Source organism: Chryseobacterium glaciei, from assembly GCF_001648155.1.
GTDB classification, from domain to species: Bacteria; Bacteroidota; Bacteroidia; order Flavobacteriales; family Weeksellaceae; genus Chryseobacterium; species Chryseobacterium glaciei.
Window position 1 is genome coordinate 1,259,043 of sequence record NZ_CP015199.1, and the last position, 19,666, is coordinate 1,278,708.

General features: G+C 33.9%; 19 protein-coding genes. 11 read left to right on the top strand and 8 right to left on the bottom strand.

Features of this window, described 5'->3' with window-relative positions:
• Entirely contained in the window at positions 1-816 is an 816-nt protein-coding gene (locus A0O34_RS05590; protein ID WP_066759524.1) for a GIN domain-containing protein, read from the bottom strand.
• Positions 817-874: 58 nt separating this feature from the next.
• On the opposite strand from A0O34_RS05590, the gene A0O34_RS05595 reads away from it, so the two are divergent.
• Together A0O34_RS05595 and A0O34_RS05600 are read left to right on the top strand one after the other, a co-directional pair.
• A complete protein-coding gene (locus tag A0O34_RS05595) occupies positions 875-3,016 on the top strand; it encodes a M3 family metallopeptidase (RefSeq protein ID WP_066752304.1) in 2,142 nt (713 codons plus the stop codon).
• Between the two features lie 315 nt (positions 3,017-3,331).
• Positions 3,332-3,709 carry a YchJ family protein gene (locus tag A0O34_RS05600; protein WP_066752306.1) on the top strand — a complete coding sequence of 126 codons (378 nt, stop codon included), beginning with the start codon at positions 3,332-3,334 and terminating at the stop codon, positions 3,707-3,709.
• 39 nt (positions 3,710-3,748) lie between these two features.
• On the opposite strand, the gene A0O34_RS05605 is transcribed toward A0O34_RS05600, so the two are convergent.
• From A0O34_RS05605 to A0O34_RS05615, 3 genes are all read right to left on the bottom strand, one after another.
• A complete protein-coding gene (locus A0O34_RS05605; RefSeq protein ID WP_066752309.1) occupies positions 3,749-4,249 on the bottom strand; it encodes an FKBP-type peptidyl-prolyl cis-trans isomerase in 501 nt (166 codons plus the stop codon).
• Between the two features lie 111 nt (positions 4,250-4,360).
• A complete protein-coding gene (locus A0O34_RS05610) occupies positions 4,361-4,612 on the bottom strand; it encodes a VF530 family protein (protein ID WP_066752312.1) in 252 nt (83 codons plus the stop codon).
• Positions 4,613-4,624: 12 nt separating this feature from the next.
• Positions 4,625-5,473 carry a hypothetical protein gene (locus A0O34_RS05615; RefSeq protein ID WP_066752315.1) on the bottom strand — a complete coding sequence of 283 codons (849 nt, stop codon included), beginning with the start codon at positions 5,471-5,473 and terminating at the stop codon, positions 4,625-4,627.
• 71 nt (positions 5,474-5,544) lie between these two features.
• Here A0O34_RS05615 and A0O34_RS05620 point away from each other — a divergent pair, with 71 nt between their 5' ends.
• The 6 genes from A0O34_RS05620 to A0O34_RS05645 all read left to right on the top strand — a co-directional run bounded on the left by A0O34_RS05620 (position 5,545) and on the right by A0O34_RS05645 (position 10,037).
• Complete coding sequence (locus tag A0O34_RS05620; protein ID WP_066752319.1) at positions 5,545-6,639, top strand: sensor histidine kinase; 1,095 nt, start codon at positions 5,545-5,547, stop codon at positions 6,637-6,639.
• Positions 6,640-6,643: 4 nt separating this feature from the next.
• Positions 6,644-7,318, top strand: a complete 675-nt coding sequence (locus A0O34_RS05625; RefSeq protein ID WP_066752322.1) for a LytR/AlgR family response regulator transcription factor — start codon at positions 6,644-6,646, stop codon at positions 7,316-7,318.
• A 339-nt stretch (positions 7,319-7,657) separates the two neighbouring features.
• Entirely contained in the window at positions 7,658-8,386 is a 729-nt protein-coding gene (locus tag A0O34_RS05630; RefSeq protein WP_228394356.1) for a dioxygenase family protein, read from the top strand.
• A 131-nt stretch (positions 8,387-8,517) separates the two neighbouring features.
• Positions 8,518-9,162, top strand: a complete 645-nt coding sequence (locus A0O34_RS05635; RefSeq protein ID WP_066752324.1) for a pirin family protein — start codon at positions 8,518-8,520, stop codon at positions 9,160-9,162.
• A 12-nt stretch (positions 9,163-9,174) separates the two neighbouring features.
• On the top strand, positions 9,175-9,435 hold the full coding sequence (locus A0O34_RS05640; RefSeq protein ID WP_066752327.1) for a T9SS type A sorting domain-containing protein: 261 nt from the start codon (positions 9,175-9,177) through the stop codon (positions 9,433-9,435).
• Between the two features lie 95 nt (positions 9,436-9,530).
• Entirely contained in the window at positions 9,531-10,037 is a 507-nt protein-coding gene (locus A0O34_RS05645; protein ID WP_066752330.1) for a hypothetical protein, read from the top strand.
• A gap of 197 nt (positions 10,038-10,234) precedes the next feature.
• On the opposite strand, the gene A0O34_RS05650 is transcribed toward A0O34_RS05645, so the two are convergent.
• The 3 genes from A0O34_RS05650 to A0O34_RS05660 form a co-directional block, all read right to left on the bottom strand.
• Positions 10,235-11,257, bottom strand: coding sequence for an LLM class flavin-dependent oxidoreductase (locus tag A0O34_RS05650; protein ID WP_066752333.1), 1,023 nt, complete (start codon positions 11,255-11,257; stop codon positions 10,235-10,237).
• 84 nt (positions 11,258-11,341) lie between these two features.
• Complete coding sequence (locus A0O34_RS05655; RefSeq protein WP_082891104.1) at positions 11,342-12,280, bottom strand: acyltransferase family protein; 939 nt, start codon at positions 12,278-12,280, stop codon at positions 11,342-11,344.
• 153 nt (positions 12,281-12,433) lie between these two features.
• Positions 12,434-14,575 carry a S9 family peptidase gene (locus A0O34_RS05660; protein ID WP_066752340.1) on the bottom strand — a complete coding sequence of 714 codons (2,142 nt, stop codon included), beginning with the start codon at positions 14,573-14,575 and terminating at the stop codon, positions 12,434-12,436.
• 555 nt (positions 14,576-15,130) lie between these two features.
• Here A0O34_RS05660 and A0O34_RS05665 point away from each other — a divergent pair.
• From A0O34_RS05665 to A0O34_RS05675, 3 genes are all read left to right on the top strand, one after another.
• A complete protein-coding gene (locus tag A0O34_RS05665) occupies positions 15,131-15,643 on the top strand; it encodes a YceI family protein (protein ID WP_066752342.1) in 513 nt (170 codons plus the stop codon).
• A 164-nt stretch (positions 15,644-15,807) separates the two neighbouring features.
• Positions 15,808-16,635 (top strand): 4,5-DOPA-extradiol-dioxygenase, encoded by an 828-nt coding sequence (gene ygiD, locus A0O34_RS05670; RefSeq protein ID WP_066752345.1) that lies wholly within the window; start codon positions 15,808-15,810, stop codon positions 16,633-16,635.
• 72 nt (positions 16,636-16,707) lie between these two features.
• Positions 16,708-17,877: a carboxypeptidase-like regulatory domain-containing protein gene (locus A0O34_RS05675; RefSeq protein ID WP_066752348.1), complete on the top strand. Its 1,170-nt coding sequence runs from the start codon at positions 16,708-16,710 to the stop codon at positions 17,875-17,877.
• A 176-nt stretch (positions 17,878-18,053) separates the two neighbouring features.
• On the opposite strand, the gene A0O34_RS05680 is transcribed toward A0O34_RS05675, so the two are convergent.
• Positions 18,054-19,559 carry a S8 family peptidase gene (locus tag A0O34_RS05680; protein ID WP_066752351.1) on the bottom strand — a complete coding sequence of 502 codons (1,506 nt, stop codon included), beginning with the start codon at positions 19,557-19,559 and terminating at the stop codon, positions 18,054-18,056.
• Positions 19,560-19,666: the final 107 nt, after the last annotated feature.

Genomic DNA, 19,666 nt, shown 5'->3' on the forward strand with positions numbered 1-19,666 from the left:
TTATTGAATAGTAACGCTTCCGCCACTGCTTTCATCTTTTTTGATGTCTGTAACATTTCCTTTTTTGTAAACATTTACACTTCCGCCTGATGAAGCTTCTGCATCTATGCTTGATGTTGCACCTACCTCAACGCTTGCGCCGCTTGAAGCCTCAACTTTTAGATTATCAGCAATAAAATCTTTTGCAGAAAGACTACTTCCCGAAGAAGAACTAAGGTCAACATTTTTAGCCTTTCCGGAAATACTGATGCTTGCTGCTGAAGATGCTTCTACATCTAAATCAACTGCCCAGATTTTTCCTTCAAAACTACTACTGCTGTCTGCGGAAATTTCAAATTTATTAGCTTCTAAATCTCCAGTCACACTTGCTGCGCTTGATACTTCAATATCTGTTTTTTCTTGGGTAAATTTATCGTTTACTGTAATACTTGCTGCAGAATTAGCAATCAGTTTAGAGAAATCTTTAACGTAAATTTTAGCTTTAACATTATGTCCATTCATTACTCTGATTCCGGATTTATAATGAATGTGTACCTTACTTCCGATTTTATCAATTAATATGTCATCGATAATATTGGCAGGTGCGTAAACCACTACTCTTTCCGTTTCAGATTTTATAATTTCAGCGCTGATAGCTTGAGAAACTTCGATTTCATCAAAATCACCTGTATATTGTTTTTCCTTGCCTGGACCGTGGTCTTTATTAGTTACCTTATCTACCCAATTGCTTTTGTCTTCTCTGTTGCTCTCATGTTTATCATTACACGAGGATAATAAGACGAAGGCCGAAAAAATAAAAATAGTTGTTGATTTCATGTTTACCGTTTTATACATTAAGTTTTTAATATCTTTATACTTTAATAACAACTAATTTATGAAAAATATTACATCGGTATTATTAATTTCTGCATTAGCATTTAATTACTCTTGTACTACAATGAAAAAAACCGATAATCAACAGGAAATTCCTGTACCGGACGCTTCTCTTTCATCAAATCCTTTTATGAAAAAAAGCAAGCTTCAATACGAAGCTCCCGAATTTGATAAAATTAAAAATGAACATTTTAAACCAGCTTTTGATTTTGGGTTAAAACAGCACGACGCTGAAATTTTAAAAATCGCCAACAATCCTGATGCTCCAACTTTTGAAAACACCATCGTTGCTTTAGAAAAAAGTGGTGAAGTGTTGAAAAGAACGGTTATCATATTTTCAAATCTTACAAGTGCGAATACAAACCCAACTTTACAGGCTTTAGACGAAGAATATGCTCCAATTTTTGCAGCGCATTCTGACAAAATGTATTTAAATGATAATCTTTACAAAAGAATTAAATCGATTAAAGAAGATGGTTTAGATCCTGAAAGTAAAAGACTGGTACAATTTTACAAACAGAATTTTGAAATTGCAGGAGCAAATCTTTCTTCTGCGGATAAAGAAAAATTAAAGCAGGTAAACCAAGAATTAGCTTCACTTTCTACTCAATATTCAAATAAACTATTGGAAGCTCGAAAAGTAGGTGGCGTTTTCTTTTCTGATGCAAAAGAATTGGACGGACTTTCCGCTGACGAAATAGCTGCTGCGGCAACCGATGCAAAAACTGCAGGAAAACCCGGTCAATATCTTTTAGCTTTACAAAATACGACTCAACAACCTTTATTGCAAAACCTTACCAACAGAGCAACGAGAGAAAAGTTATTTAAAGCTTCTTGGTTAAGAGCTGAAAAAGGTGACGGAAATGATACCAGAGAAACTATTGAAAAATTAGCAAAATTAAGACTTAAAAAAGCTCAGATTTTAGGTAAGAAAAGTTTTGCAGAATGGAAATTGCAAGATCAGATGGCAAAAACACCTGAAGCTGCAACCAACTTAATGAACCAAATTGCTACTCCGGCTGTAGAAACAGCAAGACGTGAGGCAAAAGACATTCAGGATTTGATCGATCAGCAAAAAGGAGGTTTCAAGGTTGAACCTTGGGACTGGAATTTTTACGCTGAACAGGTAAGAAAAGCGAAATTTGATTTAGATGAAAACCAAATCAAACCTTATTTTGAAATCACAACGGTTTTGGAAAAAGGTGTTTTCTTCGCTGCTGAAAAATTCTATGGACTGACTTTCAAAAAGAGAACAGATCTTCCGGTTTATCATCCTGATGTGGTAACTTATGAAGTTTTCGATCATGATGGAAAATCTATTGCAATTTATTATCTGGATTTCTACACAAGAGATTCTAAAAATGGTGGTGCTTGGATGAGTAATTTTGTTGAACAGTCTTATTTATTAGGAACAAAACCAGTAATTGTAAACTGTTATAATTATCAGAAACCCGCTCCAGGAAAACCTTCATTAATTAGTTTTGATGATGTTTCAACAATTTTCCATGAGTTTGGTCACTCGATTCACGGAATGTTTGCAAGTCAGAAATATCCATCGCTTTCAGGAACAAGTGTACCGAGAGACTTTGTAGAATTTCCGTCGCAAATTAATGAACATTGGGCTTTAGATCCGACTGTTTTAAAGAATTATGCACTTCATTACGAAACAAAACAGCCTATTCCACAAGCTTTGGTTGATAAAATCAAAAAAGCGGGAACATTCAATCAAGGTTATATGACCACAGAATTAGTTTCTGCTGCTGAACTTGATATGGATTGGCATACGGTGACGAATGAAAGTCAATTAATCCCTGTTTTAGATTTTGAAAAACAATCATTAACAAAACACGGGTTTACTTTATCAACCGTTCCACCAAGATATCACACACCTTATTTTGCACACATTTGGGGAGGTGGATATTCAGCAGGATACTACGCTTATTTATGGTCTGAAACATTGGATAACGATGCTTGGGAATGGATTTCAAAGAACGGAGGTTTGACAAGAGAAAATGGGGACCGTTTCAGAAAATATATTCTTTCTGTAGGTAACTCGGTTGATCTTAATCAGGCATTCAGAGATTTCACAGGACATGATCCGGATATTAAGCCTTTATTGAGAAACAGAGGATTTATTAAATAAATTTTAAAAGCATTCATTGATTTGGATGCTTTTTTTGTTTTTAAATTGTGGATATTTTTTATTTCCCACAGATCGCACAGATTTTCACAGATGTTTGTGTTATATTTTATTGTAATTAAAAAGATTATACGCAATCATCTGTGAAAATCTGTGCGATCTGTGGGAGAAATATTCCGGTATAAGTTTTGGCTAAAGCCAATTACAATTCATTTATTATTTAAACGGGCTAAAGCCCATTCCTATTGATACAAGATTGTGCTATTTGTAAAAAAATATTCGTGTAAATTTGTGTTTTGAAAATTAAAATTAGAAAAAATGAATTGTCCCTGCTGCTCAGGAAAACCTTACGAAGAATGTTGTCAACCTTACCACACAGGAGAAAAAAATGCGCCGACAGCTGAGGCTTTGATGCGTTCAAGGTTTTCTGCATTTGCGATTCCGAATGGAAAATATTTAATGGAAACAACATCTCCAAGCAAAAGACAATTTCATAATACAAAAGATTTGCAGGAATGGGGAGAAATTAATGAATGGACAAAACTGGAAATTGTGGATAAACCTTCTGTCAGCAAAGTTGAATTTAAAGCATTTTATACTGACGAAGACGGTCAAGAGCAAGTTCATCATGAATTATCAAAATTCAAAATGATACAAAACCGTTGGTTTTATGTGAGTGGAGAATTTTTAGAATAAAAAAATGTCCGATAAGAAATCGGACATTTATATTATATTTTAGTGAGCTTCGTTTCCATCAACTCCATGAGCGTGACCGTGAGATAACTCTTCTTCTGTCGCAGGACGTGTGTTTAAAATTTCTACCTGGAAATCTAAAACTTTCCCAGCCATTGGGTGGTTAAGGTCTGCCACAACAAATTCTGGAGTTACCTCTACTACAAATGCCTGGAAATTATTCCCTTCATTATCAGATAAAGGCAAAATAACTCCTACAGGAGGAATTCCAGCTTCTTTAAACATATCTATTGGCAATTGAGCAATAGCATCCGGTTGTTTTTCACCGTAAGCTTCTTCCGGCTGAATTACAAAAGCTGCTTTATCACCAGCTTTCAAACCAAGGATATTTTGTTCAAACTTAGGAATCATCATTCCCATACCGTATAAGAATATAAGTGGATTTTCGTTTGTTGTTTCTTCTACAAGAATTTTACTTCCACCCTCTTCGATAGTGTGAAGTATGTACTTTACAGCTACAACATGATTGTTTTCAATTGTCATATTTTCTCTTTTTTTCGTGAGCTTTTTTCACGATTAACGGCACAAATATACTATTTTTGAAATTATTGACCGAGAAAATACCTTTAAAGAAGTATCTAAAACCTAGCGTTTTTAGTTTTCACTTTTGGGTTCGTTCTTTTTTTTCTGTCTTAGTACATAAAGATAGAGGCTTTCAACTTTTGTTCTTGCCCAATCGGTTTTTCGTAAAAATTTCAGAGAAGAATTGATGCTCGGATTATCCGTGAAACATTTGATATTGATCTGCTGTCCCAAATTCTCAAATCCATCGTAATATTCTACCAGCTCTTCAAGAATAGCATCGAGTCTTTTTCCGTGTAAAGGGTCTTTCGCTTTTTCGTGCATAATTTTCTATTCTTAATTTTTGTTACTATTATTTTTGTCAGACTTCTCGACACTCTCGGCCATTCTTTTAAAATCTTTTTCTTTTATAATCACCAAATTATTGGTTTTATTTCTCCAAATGCTTACAAAGTCTTTAGAAACTACAAAATAATCTTCCCAATTGGTGAATTTATAGTAAAGCATTAAGGTGCAGATATCCGTTGGCGTTATCGTCTGGTGATTTTCCAAAACATGAGAGTGAAGTCCGGAAATTGCATTTTCCATTTTTTCCTGTTTCATGGCCTGAATAATAATTCCTTTATGCAATTTTTCTATATTTGTCACTTTATTTTTATCATTAAAACTGATCAAATAATCATTTCCAAAAACAACGATATCATCCACTGAAGGGCCTGTAACAGCATATACTTTCTTAACATTATTTTTATCAATAATAGGAATCAAATTCATACTCGTATTATTATATTGCTGGAAAATGGTATCGGTTTTTACTTTTTCGTTCGCATTTTGCCTGATCGTGAAATAATCTAATTCTTTCGGTGTAAAATCTCTTTCGTTCAGATCTATCTTCGCATCCCTCGGATTATAATTCGCAGGAAACGCAACTGTAGCTAAAACTTTACTCTTTTCAGAAAAGAAAATACATTTTGGAACTCCGCCATCAATGTAGGAAAAATATCCTTTTACATTTTCCATCTTATCATAGTTTGCCTTCAAAACATCCGTTCCGTACCAGCTCGCCATTTCACTTCGATATAATTCAATACCTTCTTCCTGTATTTCCTTTGCCGTTTTTTTAAGATCCTGAGCATTTATTAATGTTCCGATTAAAGCAAAGAAAATGACCCATAAATTTTTCATATCAAGTTTGTTTCAATCAAAAGTAACATTAATATTCTCAATATTCTTTAAACTTTTTATATTTTAGTTTAATGAAAAAACTATGGCCGCATATTATACTGATTCCATTGCTGTTAACTATACCTATAGTTTCTTCTCCGGATTTTGATGGTACGTTGTCTGTTTTCAGGGTTTCTCCTTTTCAGAGAGAGTTTATTCGTTTTGTTTTAATTATTATCTTTTTCTATTTAAACTTACTTATTTTTCTTCCGAAATTCTACAGCAAGAAAAAATATTCAGCTTTTGTTGTCTGTGTGGTGATAAGCTTTATCATCATGGTTTTTTTACCTTATTATTTTACTTCTGAAAATTTGTTGGATACACAACAGGCTTCACCAATGCCGATGCCTCAACATGAAATGTTTCCACCAAATGGAAATATGCCACCACCGCCAATGGATGGACAGCAGCCGTTTCAAAATTTCGGACACAGAAATGACGGTTCTTATTATCAGATGATTTTTTCCTCTCTCCTTCCTTTTTTATTTTCTTTTTTGTCGTCACTTTTTATTTATCGAAATAATGAAAAGAAAGAATTGGAAAGATCAAAAGCCAAAGCCGAATTATTAAATTTAAAATATCAACTGCAGCCCCATTTTTTGTTTAATATTTTAAACTCTATTTACTCATTAGCTTTACTAAAATCTGATGATGCTCCCAATGGAATTTTGAAACTTTCGAATGTGATGCGATATGTTGTTCAGGAAAGCAGTAAAGATTTTGTTGAACTAAGCAAAGAAATTGAGTATTTAAAGGATTATATCGCACTTCAATTAGTGAGAACAGACAGCAGTTTAGATTTCACTTACACTGAAATCGGTGAAACTAAAGATCTTAAAATTGCACCTTTTATTTTGGTTAATTTTATAGAAAATGCTTTTAAATATGGCTTTAATGCTGCCGAGAATTCAAAAATATCTGTGAAAGTGATTGTTCAGGAAGATATTTTAAGTTTTACGGTTTTTAATAATGTTGTCAATCATCACATTACAGATGAAAACAGTTTAAAAGTTGGTTTAAAAAACACAATTGAGCATCTTAATCAGGTTTATGCTGACAAACATACGCTGACAATTACTAACAATGTCTTGACTTATGAAGTTGATTTAAAAATTAATTTAACATAAAAATATGATAAAAGCCATCGCTTTGGACGACGAAATTCTTGCCCTGAAAATTATTGAGAATTATGCCGGAAAAATTGAAAATCTTTCGCTGGAAAAGGTTTTCAATATACAAAGTGATGCTCAAAAATATCTCAATAAATTTCCTGTTGACCTCATCTTTTTAGATATTGAAATGCCATCCAAAAACGGTCTGGATTTTTACAAAAATATTTCCCAAAACACAAAAGTGATCTTTACGACTGCCTATTCTGAATATGCGGTTGATGCTTTTAACATCAATGCTGTAGATTATTTATTGAAGCCTTTTTCTTTTGAAAGATTCAAGTCAGCTGTTGAAAAAGTAAAGATCAATACAGAAAATGATGAAGTAAAACATTTGTCTATCCGCGCAGATTATAAGCTTCATAAGATCAATTTTAATGACATTCTATTGATTGAAGGTTTGGATGATTATATTCAGATTCATTTAAAAGATAATTCTAAAATTACAGCACGTTCTTCCATGAAAAATATTATGGAAAAGCTTTCTGAAAAGGATTTTGTGCGGGTTCACCGTTCTTATATTGTTCCTGTAAATAATATTAAAACTATTGTTAATCGTAATATTCACATTGGGGATTTTATTATTCCTATTGGGGAAACTTATAAAGAAGAGGTGATGAGGATTGTGAATAAGTAATTCTCATCTGGAAAAGATCTAATAATAGAGATAGATTGAATTGGCGACAAAAACCCTAGCCCTGATTGTAGAGAAAATCCTTTTTAGCAAAAAAAGATTGTAACGAAAAGCAGGAAATAGCTAAAAAAAATAAGAGATTGCTTCGTCGCTTCGCTCCTCGCAATGACACAAAACATTCTTAACGTTTCTTAAAAAATCAGCATTTACCGACACTTTTCATCCGTTCACCTCATAAATTTTCGGGGAAGGTATTTTGAAAATACATTTGGTGTATCAAAATTGAAAAGATAAAATATATAGACTTTATCCTTTTAATTTTTAACCTTAAAAACCCGTATTATGAAAACAATGAATAGAAAGTCCTTTTTAAGAAGTCTGGGTTTAGCAGGCGTAACAGCAGTTGCAGCTCCTCTTTTAATCCATTGTGGAAGCGATGATGACGTTATAGATTCTTCCGGTACGTCATCAGGATCATCTACAGGATGTTCGGTAACCAATTCTGAAACAGAAGGTCCGTTTCCTACAAAAACGCCGTCAAGTTTGGTTCAGAGTAATATTATAAGCGACAGAACCGGAGTTCCTTTTACGATTGCCATTACAATTCAGAATGTTAATGCAAGCTGTGCCAATTTACAAGGTGCTCTTGTGGATATCTGGCATTGCGATAAAGACGGAAATTATTCTGAATATGGCGGAACAGGAATGCAGTCTACAAACTACACATCGGTTCATTTTTTAAGAGGAAGACAGACTACGGATGCTAACGGTAAAGTGAATTTTACCTCTATTTTTCCAGGTTGGTATAATGGAAGAGCTACTCATATTCATGTTCATGTTTACAATGCTGCGGGGCAATCGCTTTTGGTAACTCAAATTGCATTTCCGGAAGCAAGTGACAGCGCGGTTGTGCAAGTAGGCGCAAGTACCGGCTACAAGGGCATGAGCGGATATACTTATAATTCGAATGATAACGTGTTCAGTGATGGAACCTCCAATGAAATGTCCAGTATTTCAGGAAGCGTAAGCGGAGGTTTCGCTCTGACCCATACCATAAAAGTTTCGGCTTAAGTTTAGAGGTTGTTTAATTAGTTTCCACAAAAGCACAGGTTTTCATCGATAGAAACTATATATGTGAAGTGTTGAAAATCAAAAGCAGATGTTGATCTGTGTGATGTGGAGATATTTAAAATCAGGAAATTATGTTAGTTCAAAGCCCGTCAAGAATATGTAAATCAAATCTTTCTGTTTGGAAGAAAGAAAATTCATCTGCTTTTAATGAAATAAGTTTCAGTGAAGAAAATTCTAAGCTGAGAAAAGTTTCTGAAATTGTTTTGGATAAAAACGGAAGCTATGATTTTGAATACAAAGAGAACTGTACTATCCTGATGATCGTTCTGTACGGCGAAATTGTAATTAATGATTTTGAAAAACCTATTTCAGCAGAACAAATTTTTACTTTAAAATCAAGTGAAAGTAATTTTTTAACCTTAAAAAATAATCTTCCGAGCGAAAAAGCAGATGTTTTGATCTTGGAATTAAAAAGTAAAACATCAGAAAACTCTTTCTCAATTGAAAACTTGAATCTGAACGAAAAAAATACATTAATTCAAATCTCAAAAAACTTAGAGTGTCCGAATTTCATTGGATTATATGAAGGCAGAAAAGAGCAGGAATATTCTTTATATGAAAAAGGAAAATCAATTTTCGGAATGGTAATCAATGGTGCTTTTGAGCTTCAAAACAGGTTAATGGAAACCAGAGACGCGATCATTCTCAACGAAATTGAAATGTTGGAATTTGAAGCTTTAAGTGAAAATGCACTTATTATATTATTCGAAGTCTGATAAAAGCTCAATGTGAAAAAAATTTACCCAAATCCCTTTCTTAATGAAATTATTTTTCCTCTTGTTTTAAATGAAAGAGCAGTTGTAAGTATAGAATTAATTGATGAAGAAGGACGAGTTTTTAAAATACTTCATGAACAGGAACTTTTAAAGGGAAAACATAAAATTAAGATCACTAAAAATCAATTAAAATCGGGCATCTATTCCGTGAAAATTATAATAGAAAATTCTAAAGGAACATCTATAGAAAATACTAAAGTTGCCATTCATTAGTATACTTTAAGTGTTAGATATTTTTTCATATCATTTGTGTTTTGTACCAGGGCAGGCGTGGAAAACTGCCCTGATTTTATTAAAAATTTACTCTCATGAAAGCAAAAATAAAACTGGCATTCCGAATTGTGATCGATCAGAATTCTACGATACCCTGGGATAAATATGTTTTTGAAGATACTTATTTTGAGTATAAAATTCAGCATCAGGTTTTTGATGACAAAGAAAATCCTGTGAAAAATTATTGGGAGCTTTTGGCTAAAAACTCACATGCAGAAAGAATCCCTTTTTTGTTGAGTTCATCGGTGGTCAATTATATTTCTCAGCTTAATGGCGAGATCAAAAGTCTTCCTGATGTTTTAGGAAATACTTTTTTTCCTGTTGAAAGTTTCAAATTAGACCTCATCAGTTCAAATACAGAAGATCCGTCAAAACATAAGATCGGACTTACATTTTACACTCCCGAATTAGCATTAATTGATATTATCGACAATAAATATCTTTTAAGTAAAAATAATAAGCCAGAAAACGGCTTTGAGACTTTCATGTTCTCTTTTCATCCGCAGGTATCCATTGCTTACTACAATGCGGATCTCGATTAATAAACTCGCCACATTTTTGGCATTTTTATAAGATGATTTTAAGAAAAACCTCCGTTGAAAATTTCAGCGGAGGTTTTGTTTTACTTAAATTGTGGATAAATATTATTTAAAATATATAACAGTTATTTAAAACATATGACAGGATTGCATCCTGCCCTTTGTTAATTAGCCCCTTTGGGGCTCTGCAATGTATTTTATTAATTTTGAATAGCAGGTTTTACCTTTTCACCAAACAGTTCAATAGATTTCATCATCACATCATGAGCAGGATCGCCAACATCCATATGACCAATAAATCTTGTGATTCCGAAAATTTCTTTCATATACTCAATTTTACCTGCAACTTCAGCCGGACTTCCGATGAATAAAGCGCCGTCTTTGTTTCTTCCTCCATCATATTGCGCTTTTGTATATGGCGCCCAACCTCTGGAAGCTCCGATTCTGTCCATCTGAGATTTATAATTATTAAAATATCCGTCAACAACATTTTGGTCATCACTTACAAAAGTGTGCGAGTGAATGGCGATCTGCATTTTAGATACATCATGCCCTGCTTTTTGATATTCCTGTTTATAAAATTCGATTAAATTTTTAAACTGAATCGGCATTCCACCGATAATAGCAACAACTAACGGCATTCCCAATTGTGCAGCACTTAAAACTGATTGCGGAGTTCCGCCAACAGCTCTCCAGATTGACAATTTCCCGTCATTTTTTGCTCTTGGATAAACGGTTTGATTTTGCATCGGCGCACGAAGCTTTCCAGACCATGAAACGTTCTCTTCTGAATTAATTTTTAATAATAATTCTAATTTTTCATCAAAAAGCTGTTCGTAATCATTTAAAGAATACCCATACAAAGGAAAAGATTCTATGAAACTTCCTCTTCCAACGAATATTTCTGCTCTTCCGTCTGATATTAAATCTAATGTTGAAAAGTCTTCATATACTTTTACCGGCTCAGATGAACTCAACACCGTTACTCCACTCGCCAATTTTATATTTTTTGTAATACTTGCAGCCGCAGCCAAAACTATTTCTGGTGATGAAACTGCATAGTCCGGACGGTGATGTTCTCCCATTGCAAAAACATCAATTCCAACCTCATCCATTACTTTTACCTGTTCAAGAATTTCACGGATCTTTACGCCTGCATCTCTATATTTTCCGGTTGTCTGGTCAAAAGATAAGTCGCCAAACATTCCTATTCCTAATTCCATATTTTTTGATTTTAGATAGGACAAAATTACGACTATCAATATTAAAAAACATTGATCGATGGTAAGAACGAACAACAGAAAAACTTAGTTTGAGGTTTTAAGTTTTAAAAATTGTTTCTCAAAAAGTTGATACGATAAATAGGCAAAAATTACAGTAAAAGCAAATGACAATGAAGTAATAGAATACCAATTCAAATGATACTTCTCCCCCATTTTGACGAATAAACTAATGCATATCGGATGAATTAAATATAATCCGTAAGTATATTTTCCAAGACGAGCCAATATAGTTTTATCGGAGATTTTGAATACATTTTTTTCGCCCAAAGTGAATAGAATCAGTAAAGAAAACAGCGTTCCAAAGAAAAGTGAATTTATTTTTACATCAGGAATTACTGTCGTATTTAATCTTATCACAATGGCTGATAAAACAAATACAGCATAAAAATATTTATAAATGGACGGAATCTCATTTAGTTTTTTAATGATTTCTTTATGAAAAACAAATAGATAAGCCGGAATTGCCCCAAAAGCAAAATTATCAATATTCGTAAAGATATCTAAAGACTGAATATTATATGTTTCATAAATGATCTTGGTTAAAAATGAGACCAAAATACTTACAACAATAAGCTTCGGAATATTTTTTAATGAAATAAAATAGAAAATAAGTCCCCAGATAATATAGAAATGTTCTTCAATACAAAGCGACCAAATAACCGGCAATGGAGCCACATTTGGAAAACTTCCGGTATACATCATCATATAATTTTCGAGGAATGCAAAGGTGAAGAACCAATTCGGCTCGTAACCGTCATTAGAAAAAGAAACATGAAAAAAAGTAAGGATAAAAGGAGTACAAAATGCAAAAATAGCCATCGCATAATACAAGGGCCATATTCTTAATATTCTTCTTTTAAAGAACTTTTTAAGTGAAATTTTATTTTGATTATTGAGTTTTTCAAGAATTAAAATATAGGTAATTAAAAACCCGCTTAATACAAAGAAAAAAGAAACACCAATCCCCCTCCCTTAGAAAAATAGTGCAATACACTGTCTGTAGGAATGGGGGAATGATGTAAGAAAACTAATAAAAAAGATAGAAATCTTAACGAATCAAACGTATGAAAGTGGACTCTATCTACTTTTACCAAGTTCATTCTATATTTTTAATGATTACTTTTTCAAGTTCTGATCAAAATAATCTGTTACTTTCTGCATCAAATGCACTCTGTCTTTTCCGATCACGTTGTGCGGATGTCCAGGATAAACAAAATAATCTAACTGTACTCCGTTATCAACTGCAGATTTAATGAATTTAATTGAATGTTGCCAAACCACCACATCATCCTGTGCACCGTGAATCATCAATAATTTACCTTTTAAGTTCTGAACTTTATCCAATAAATTAGCCGCTGCATATCCTTGTGGATTTTCTTGTGGCGTGTCCATATATCTTTCGCCGTACATGATCTCGTACATACTCCAGTCGATCACGGGACCTCCTGCAACACCTACTTTGAAAACTTCAGGATGACGAGTCATGAAACTTGTTGTCATAAATCCACCGAAGCTCCATCCGTGAATACCCAATTTTTCTGAATCAACGTAAGGAAGAGATTTTAGATAATCTACCCCTTTCATCTGGTCATTCATTTCGGTTGTTCCCAAGTTTCTGAAAACAGCCTGCTCGAATTTCATTCCACGGTTGGCAGAACCTCTTCCGTCCATTGTGAAAATGATGTATCCGTTTTGAGCCATATATTCATACCAAAGATTTCCTGAGGCAGGGAAAGTATTCGTTATCAATTGTAAATGTGGTCCGTTGTATAGATAAACAATTACAGGATATTTTTTGTTCGGATCAAAATTCGTCGGAAGGATGATTTTACCGTATAAAGGTGTACCGTCATCAGCTTTTAGGTTTACATTTTTAATTTCAGGTCTCTGATAATTTTTTAATGTATTTTCTGCTGTTAGAATATTGTCGGATTTTAATGTATTTGTATTGATAATGTTGGCAACTTTTGGAGTGCTGGCATTGCTGTAAACATCATACAGATAATTTCCGTCACTGCTTAAAACTCCTGTGTGAACACCTTCTGCGTTGTCTAATCTCTGTAGTTTAAAGTTCGTCCAATTGATTCTGTATAAATGTTTTTCCAGAGGAGTTTCTTTCGTAGAAGTGAAATAAATTTCCTTTTTCTTTTCATTGAAACCTAAAATATCAGTTACCAGCCAATCTCCTTTTGTGATCTGAGCAACCAATCCTTTTTCTAAGCTATAGTGGAATAAATGATTATATCCCGTTCTCTGACTTTGCCAGATAAAGTCTGTATTAGAATTTGGGAAGAAAGTTAACGGATGTTGTGGTTCAACATATTTACTGTCTGATTCTTCAAATAAAGTTTTTACTAAATCTCCTGTAGCAGCGTCATACTGATTCATTTTCATGTGATTCTGACCTCTGTTCAACACTCCAACAAAGATATATTTTGAATCCGGACTCCAGGTAATTGCTGTTAAATATTGATCTTTCTCGCCTTCAACTTTCAGGAAAGTCGTCGATTGATTTTTAATATTATAAACACCCAAAGTAACTTCGTGAGATTTTTGTCCCGCCATCGGATATTTGATGTTGTGGTTTACCGCGGGAGTTACCGACCAATCGATTACAGGATAATCTGCAACCATCATCTGATCCATTCTGTAAAATGCTACACTTTCTGAATTGGGAGAAGGAAAAATCCCTGTGTCAATTCCGAATTCGTTTCTGTGAACATTGGCAGCACCGTTAAGAATATTTTCGTTAGAATCATTCGTTACGGCAATGACTTTTCCATTTTTATTGACAAATAAATTATTCTTTACCGTGTACGCAAAAGTCTGATTATCACTAAACATTTTTATGTTGGCAGCATTTTCATCTAAAGAAGCTGAACTTTTTACTTTCCAGTCGCTTCCGGATTTATCAACCCAGATCATTTGATCGTTCGCGTTAAAATATCCTTGAGATTTACTGATAAACTTGATCTGCGGAACTGCTTCTAGTCTATTATCAGAAAAACTTCTGTTCAACTGCGTCAAAGAAACCAAAGTATCCTGTTTTGCCGTCTTTAGATTTGTGATCAAATATCCGTCTTTCACAGCCTGAATGTAAGATTTACCATCTCCAGACCATGAAAATTGAGAAATATTTTTCACAGCTAAGTTCGTTCTCAACCCATTTACAGCCTCCGCCATCGTGAATTTCTGAGTCTGAGCAAAAACCGATCCGCCCAAAACTACCATCAATAAAGAAAATCTATGTAATTTCATTGTATAAAATTGAATCCACCAAAAATAAGAAATAAAAGTTAACCGTTAAGAAATGTTAAATTAGATTTAATAGTTGTTAGTTGTTGGTTTTTGGTTTTTGGTAATTCTTCCAGCAATGGTTGTTCGGTATCTTTGTCATTCAGAGCGGAACGTAGTGGAGCGTGGAATCTAAATTTACATTGTATTTATAATTGTTGAGATTCCTAGCGGAATGACAAACTGTATGGTGATTCGTTAATAAATATTTTGATGTTTTCAGATTGCTTCGTAACTTCATTCCTCGCAAAGACAAATCATAATGATGGCGACAAATACCCTAGCCCCGATTGCAATGAAAATCCTTTTTTGAAAAAAAAGATTGTAATGGAAAGCAGGAAATAGCTTCTAAAGAATAAGTAATGAGTAATTGGTAATGAGTAATAGATTTTCCCTTCATTGTAATGTTAATTTGAAGTTAAAATTGTTGTCATATTTATTTCTTATCCTACGTCAATGATTTGTACCTAAGTCTTATCCTACATTTGTCTCATAATTAACAATAAAAAACATATTACAATGGCAACAAAATGGAACCTAGACCCAACTCATAGTGAAATTACTTTCAAAGTAAAACACATGATGATTTCTAACATTAAAGGTAACTTCACCAACTTCACTGCAGAAATTGATGCTGATGATGATACTTTCGCTAATGCTAAAACGACTGCAACGATTCAGACTGATTCTGTTTCAACTCACAATGCAGACAGAGACACTCACCTTAAATCTGCAGAGTTTTTCAATGCAGAGGCTAATCCTACAATCACTTTCGATTCTCAGGCATTGAATGGTGCTGTAACCGGAAATTTAACGATCAACGGAATTACAAAACCAATCACTCTTGAGGTAGATTTTAACGGAATCAATGTTGACCCATGGGGAAATACAAAAGCTGGTTTCTCTTTTGAAGGGAAAATCAACAGAAAAGACTTCGGATTAAACTGGAATGCTGCCCTTGAAGCTGGAGGTGTAATGGTAAGCGAAGACGTAAAATTAGCAGGAGATTTACAGTTTGTAAAACAAGCATAATAAAAAAACGGATTTTTGGGGAGCCCCGAAGGGGCGACATATTCAAGAATAGGATGCAATCCTATTAAAATAACAAGACACCCAAAACATCCAAAAAATTTAATCATAAAAGGTTCAGGGATTTTCTAAAAACCTTGAACCTTTTTCTTTTTTAATATTATAGTATGAACCTCAACGATCTACAAAACATCAGTGACAATTTTCAGAGTACACAAAGAATGCCTGTTTTATTTCTTGGGCACGGTTCGCCGATGAATGCTATTGAAGAAAATCAGTTTGTACAGGGTTTCAGAAAAGCGGCAACAGAAATTCCGAAACCGAATGCTATTTTGTGTATTTCCGCTCATTGGTATACACAGGGAACTTTTGTGACGGCGATGGATATGCCGAGGACAATTCATGATTTTGGAGGTTTTCCGAAAGCGTTGTTCGATGTAGAATATCCCGCTCCCGGAAGTCCTGAATTAGCCAAGGAAACGGCTGAACTTTTATTTCCGATTTTGGTTGAAGAAGATCATAATTGGGGTTTGGATCATGGTGCGTGGTCGGTGATCAAACATATGTATCCTAATGCAGATATTCCTGTGATTCAATTAAGTATTGATTATACAAAACCTCCGCAATATCATTTTGAATTGGCTCAAAAATTAAATAAGCTTCGCGAAAAAGGTATTCTTATTATCGGAAGCGGAAATATTGTTCATAATTTAAGATTAATCGACTGGAAAAATATCGATACCGTTGGAGCCGGCTGGGATTGGGCTATTGAAGCCAGAGAGAAAACCAACAATTGGCTTCTGGATGGCAATTTCCAACCTATTATTGATTATCAGAAACAGGGAACATTTTTACAGTATGCAGTTCCCACTCCGGATCATTATTTACCGTTGATTTATACTTTAGGATTGAAAGATAAGGCTGAAAATTTAATCTTATTTAATGATGAATTAATTGGCGGTTCGTTGAGTATGACGAGCGTGAGAATCGGTTAAATTATTTTTCAGTCCTCAAATATTTAATAAAAATTTTTTTTATCACTATAAATATAGTAATATTGTTTTACCATGAAAAAAACGATATTACTATTTTTATTTTTACTACCTCTCTACGGTTCATTTGCTCAGATCATTAAAGGTACGGTTGTGAATGATGCCGAACAGAAAATTGCCAATGTCAATATTTATCTGGACGGAACCAAAATCAATACTATTTCAAAGGAAGACGGAAGTTTCAGTCTTAATTTAGCCTCACAAACCAGTGGAAGTTTGGTCTTTCAAAAGGAAAATTATGAAACTTTTACAACAAAGCTTTCTGAAGTTATCAATAAAACATTGAAAGTTGTTTTAATTAAGACCAATACGATCGAAGAGGTTAAAATTATTCCTTACACCGAAGAAGCCTACAAAAATTACATCTATTATTTTCTTGATACATTCATTGGTGCTGACAGAGAAAATGTGAGAATTAAAAATCAGTGGTCTTTAAAATTTGCTTACGATAAGACGAATAAAATTCTTAAAGTAAAAGCTCCACAGACTTTAATTATCGAAAATAAAAATTTAGGTTATGAGATACAATACAACCTCATCAGCTACTCTGCCGATTTTGAGTCTAAAATGGTCAATTATACAGGAACAAGTTTTTTTAAAGAAACAAAAAACTCAGATAAAGTTAAGCTCAACAGGATGAATGCTTTTGACGGAAGTCTACTCCACTTTTTCAGAAGTATTTATAACAATAAGGTTTCAAAAGATGGATTTATTGTCAATAAAGTAGTAAAATTCCCCAATCCGAAATATCCGACCGAAGAAGAATTAAAAACATTGAAGAATTTTTCGGAGATGATTAAAAATTCAAGAAACATGAATATTCCCGAGGATATCAGTGATATTCTGAGACGAAAAAATAATGAAAAGCCTTATGCGCTGGCCATCACAAAAACAAAAATTCCTGATGCTGATTATGTAAAAAGATCCGGTGAGGAAGTCCTTTTTAGCTTTGCAGACATGCTTCAGGTTAATTATCCCAAATATTTCTTTGAACGAAAAGGAAAAGATTTTGTTAAAAGTACCACGCCTGTAATTTTATCTTCCTTTCTTCATCCTGAAGGTGAAACATTTGAAGTTTCAAAAGACGGAAACATCACAACTCCCGATCTACTCATCAATGAAGGAGATTTTTCAAAAAATAAAATTGAAAATATGCTTCCTTTAGATTATCAGTTAGGAGATTAATTAATAAAAAATTTAACCACAAAAGTTGTAAAAGATCTTTTCATGTAAATTCAAATTGATCGAAAGTCTTCAAACTTACTTGCTCTTAACTTACAGTGAATTCTTAAACTTAAAATTATTTAAGTATTAAATCTTTTGTGCCTTTTGTGGTTAAAATAAGATTTTCAGTTTAAATTTTACTGTACAGCTTGTAAAACATTAATATTTCCATATCCGTAATCTGAATTCGGACTTGGATAATACGTTGCAGACTGTCTCATTTTATTCAAGACCTGCTCTCTTGTCCATGATGGATTTTTAGCCCAAACTAATGCTGCAATTCCAGCTGTAGAAGCGGTTGCAACGGAAGAACCACCCACATAATCGGTTTGTGCATTATAATAACTTAGAACCGGAACATTGTTTCCTGACGCTCTTTCCATTTGATACGTAAAATCAATTTCTGCTCCTGAATGGCAAACATCACATTTCTGATTAGAAGTATTTTCTTTTACTCCTGTGATCGCTTGAGTTTCCGGCATCCAAGCCGGGAAAATAACACCTACGAAATTCGTAAAACTTGTCGAAGTTCCGCCAGCACAGAAAATTAATTTTCCTTTAGAGTAGGCATATTTTACTCCATCTTCAATTTTACCCACAGAAAAAATGTGTCCCATTGACATGGAGATAATTTTCACGCTATTGTTATTAGCAAGCTCTGTGAAAGCTATTTTCACTCCATTTTGTTCGTGATAACCATCCAAAACAACGTTGGTTGCTGCACGATATGCGATTAAATTGGCATTATAAGCTACTCCAACCGGTTGTCCTTGATTATTTCTTGGAGCCGCCATTGCAGAAGCCATGCTTGTTCCATGTCCGCACTGATCGTTTGGTCCATCGTAGCCCGTAGCCCATGGCCAGACAGAATCTACATGCACCCCAACTTTACTGATCGTTCTTCCGGATGATAATCCATTATTAAAATTGCTTCCCAACAGACTTTGCTCAGGCGAAACTCCGGAATCTATCAAACCAATCGTCACTCCGGCTCCTGTGCTATAACTCCAGGCGTTTGTAATATTGTGCTTGTAAAAAGACCACGGTGCTTTTGCGTTGGGAGTTACCGTTGTATAGTCTGCAGCATTTAAAGCCGTTGATTCAAATCCACATCCCGAACTGCCGCTTGATTTTGCGGTGCCGCTGAATTTATTTTCATTTTCGAAATAATGATAATCTGCAGGCTCCAGATAACGAATGTTTTTCATTTTACGAAGAGCAATCACAGTTTCCTGCTTTTCAATCGTAACATCCATCTGATTGAGATATTTGTCAGCACTAAGTAAAACTCTGCTTTTTTCCTTCCCCTCATATTTCTCAATAAGCGCTAGAATTTCATTTTGAATTTGCTCATTATCAGAAGACAGACTTCGGTCAAAGTCATCTTTTGAAGAGCCAAAGCCAATTGAAGCTACTTTATTTCCTTGAAAAATTGCACTCCAGACAAAATGATCGGAAGATTTTGTCCATGAGAAAGATCCGGTACTTTTAATAGATTCATTAATTTTACCGTTAATTTGTTTTGCCTCGAGAGGATCTTTTTGAGCAACCTCAATTTCGGTTACCTGATTCTGAAGTTCGTCTCTGTTACATGAAACCACCACAAAAAGCAGAAACATCACATAAAATACGTTTTTTTTCATATAAATTAATTTTTATTTGGTAATACAAGATATCACTTTCTCTTGAATTACAGTTCGTTAAAAATTAACTTCACATGATTTTTACATTGATTTTATTATGCTAAAAA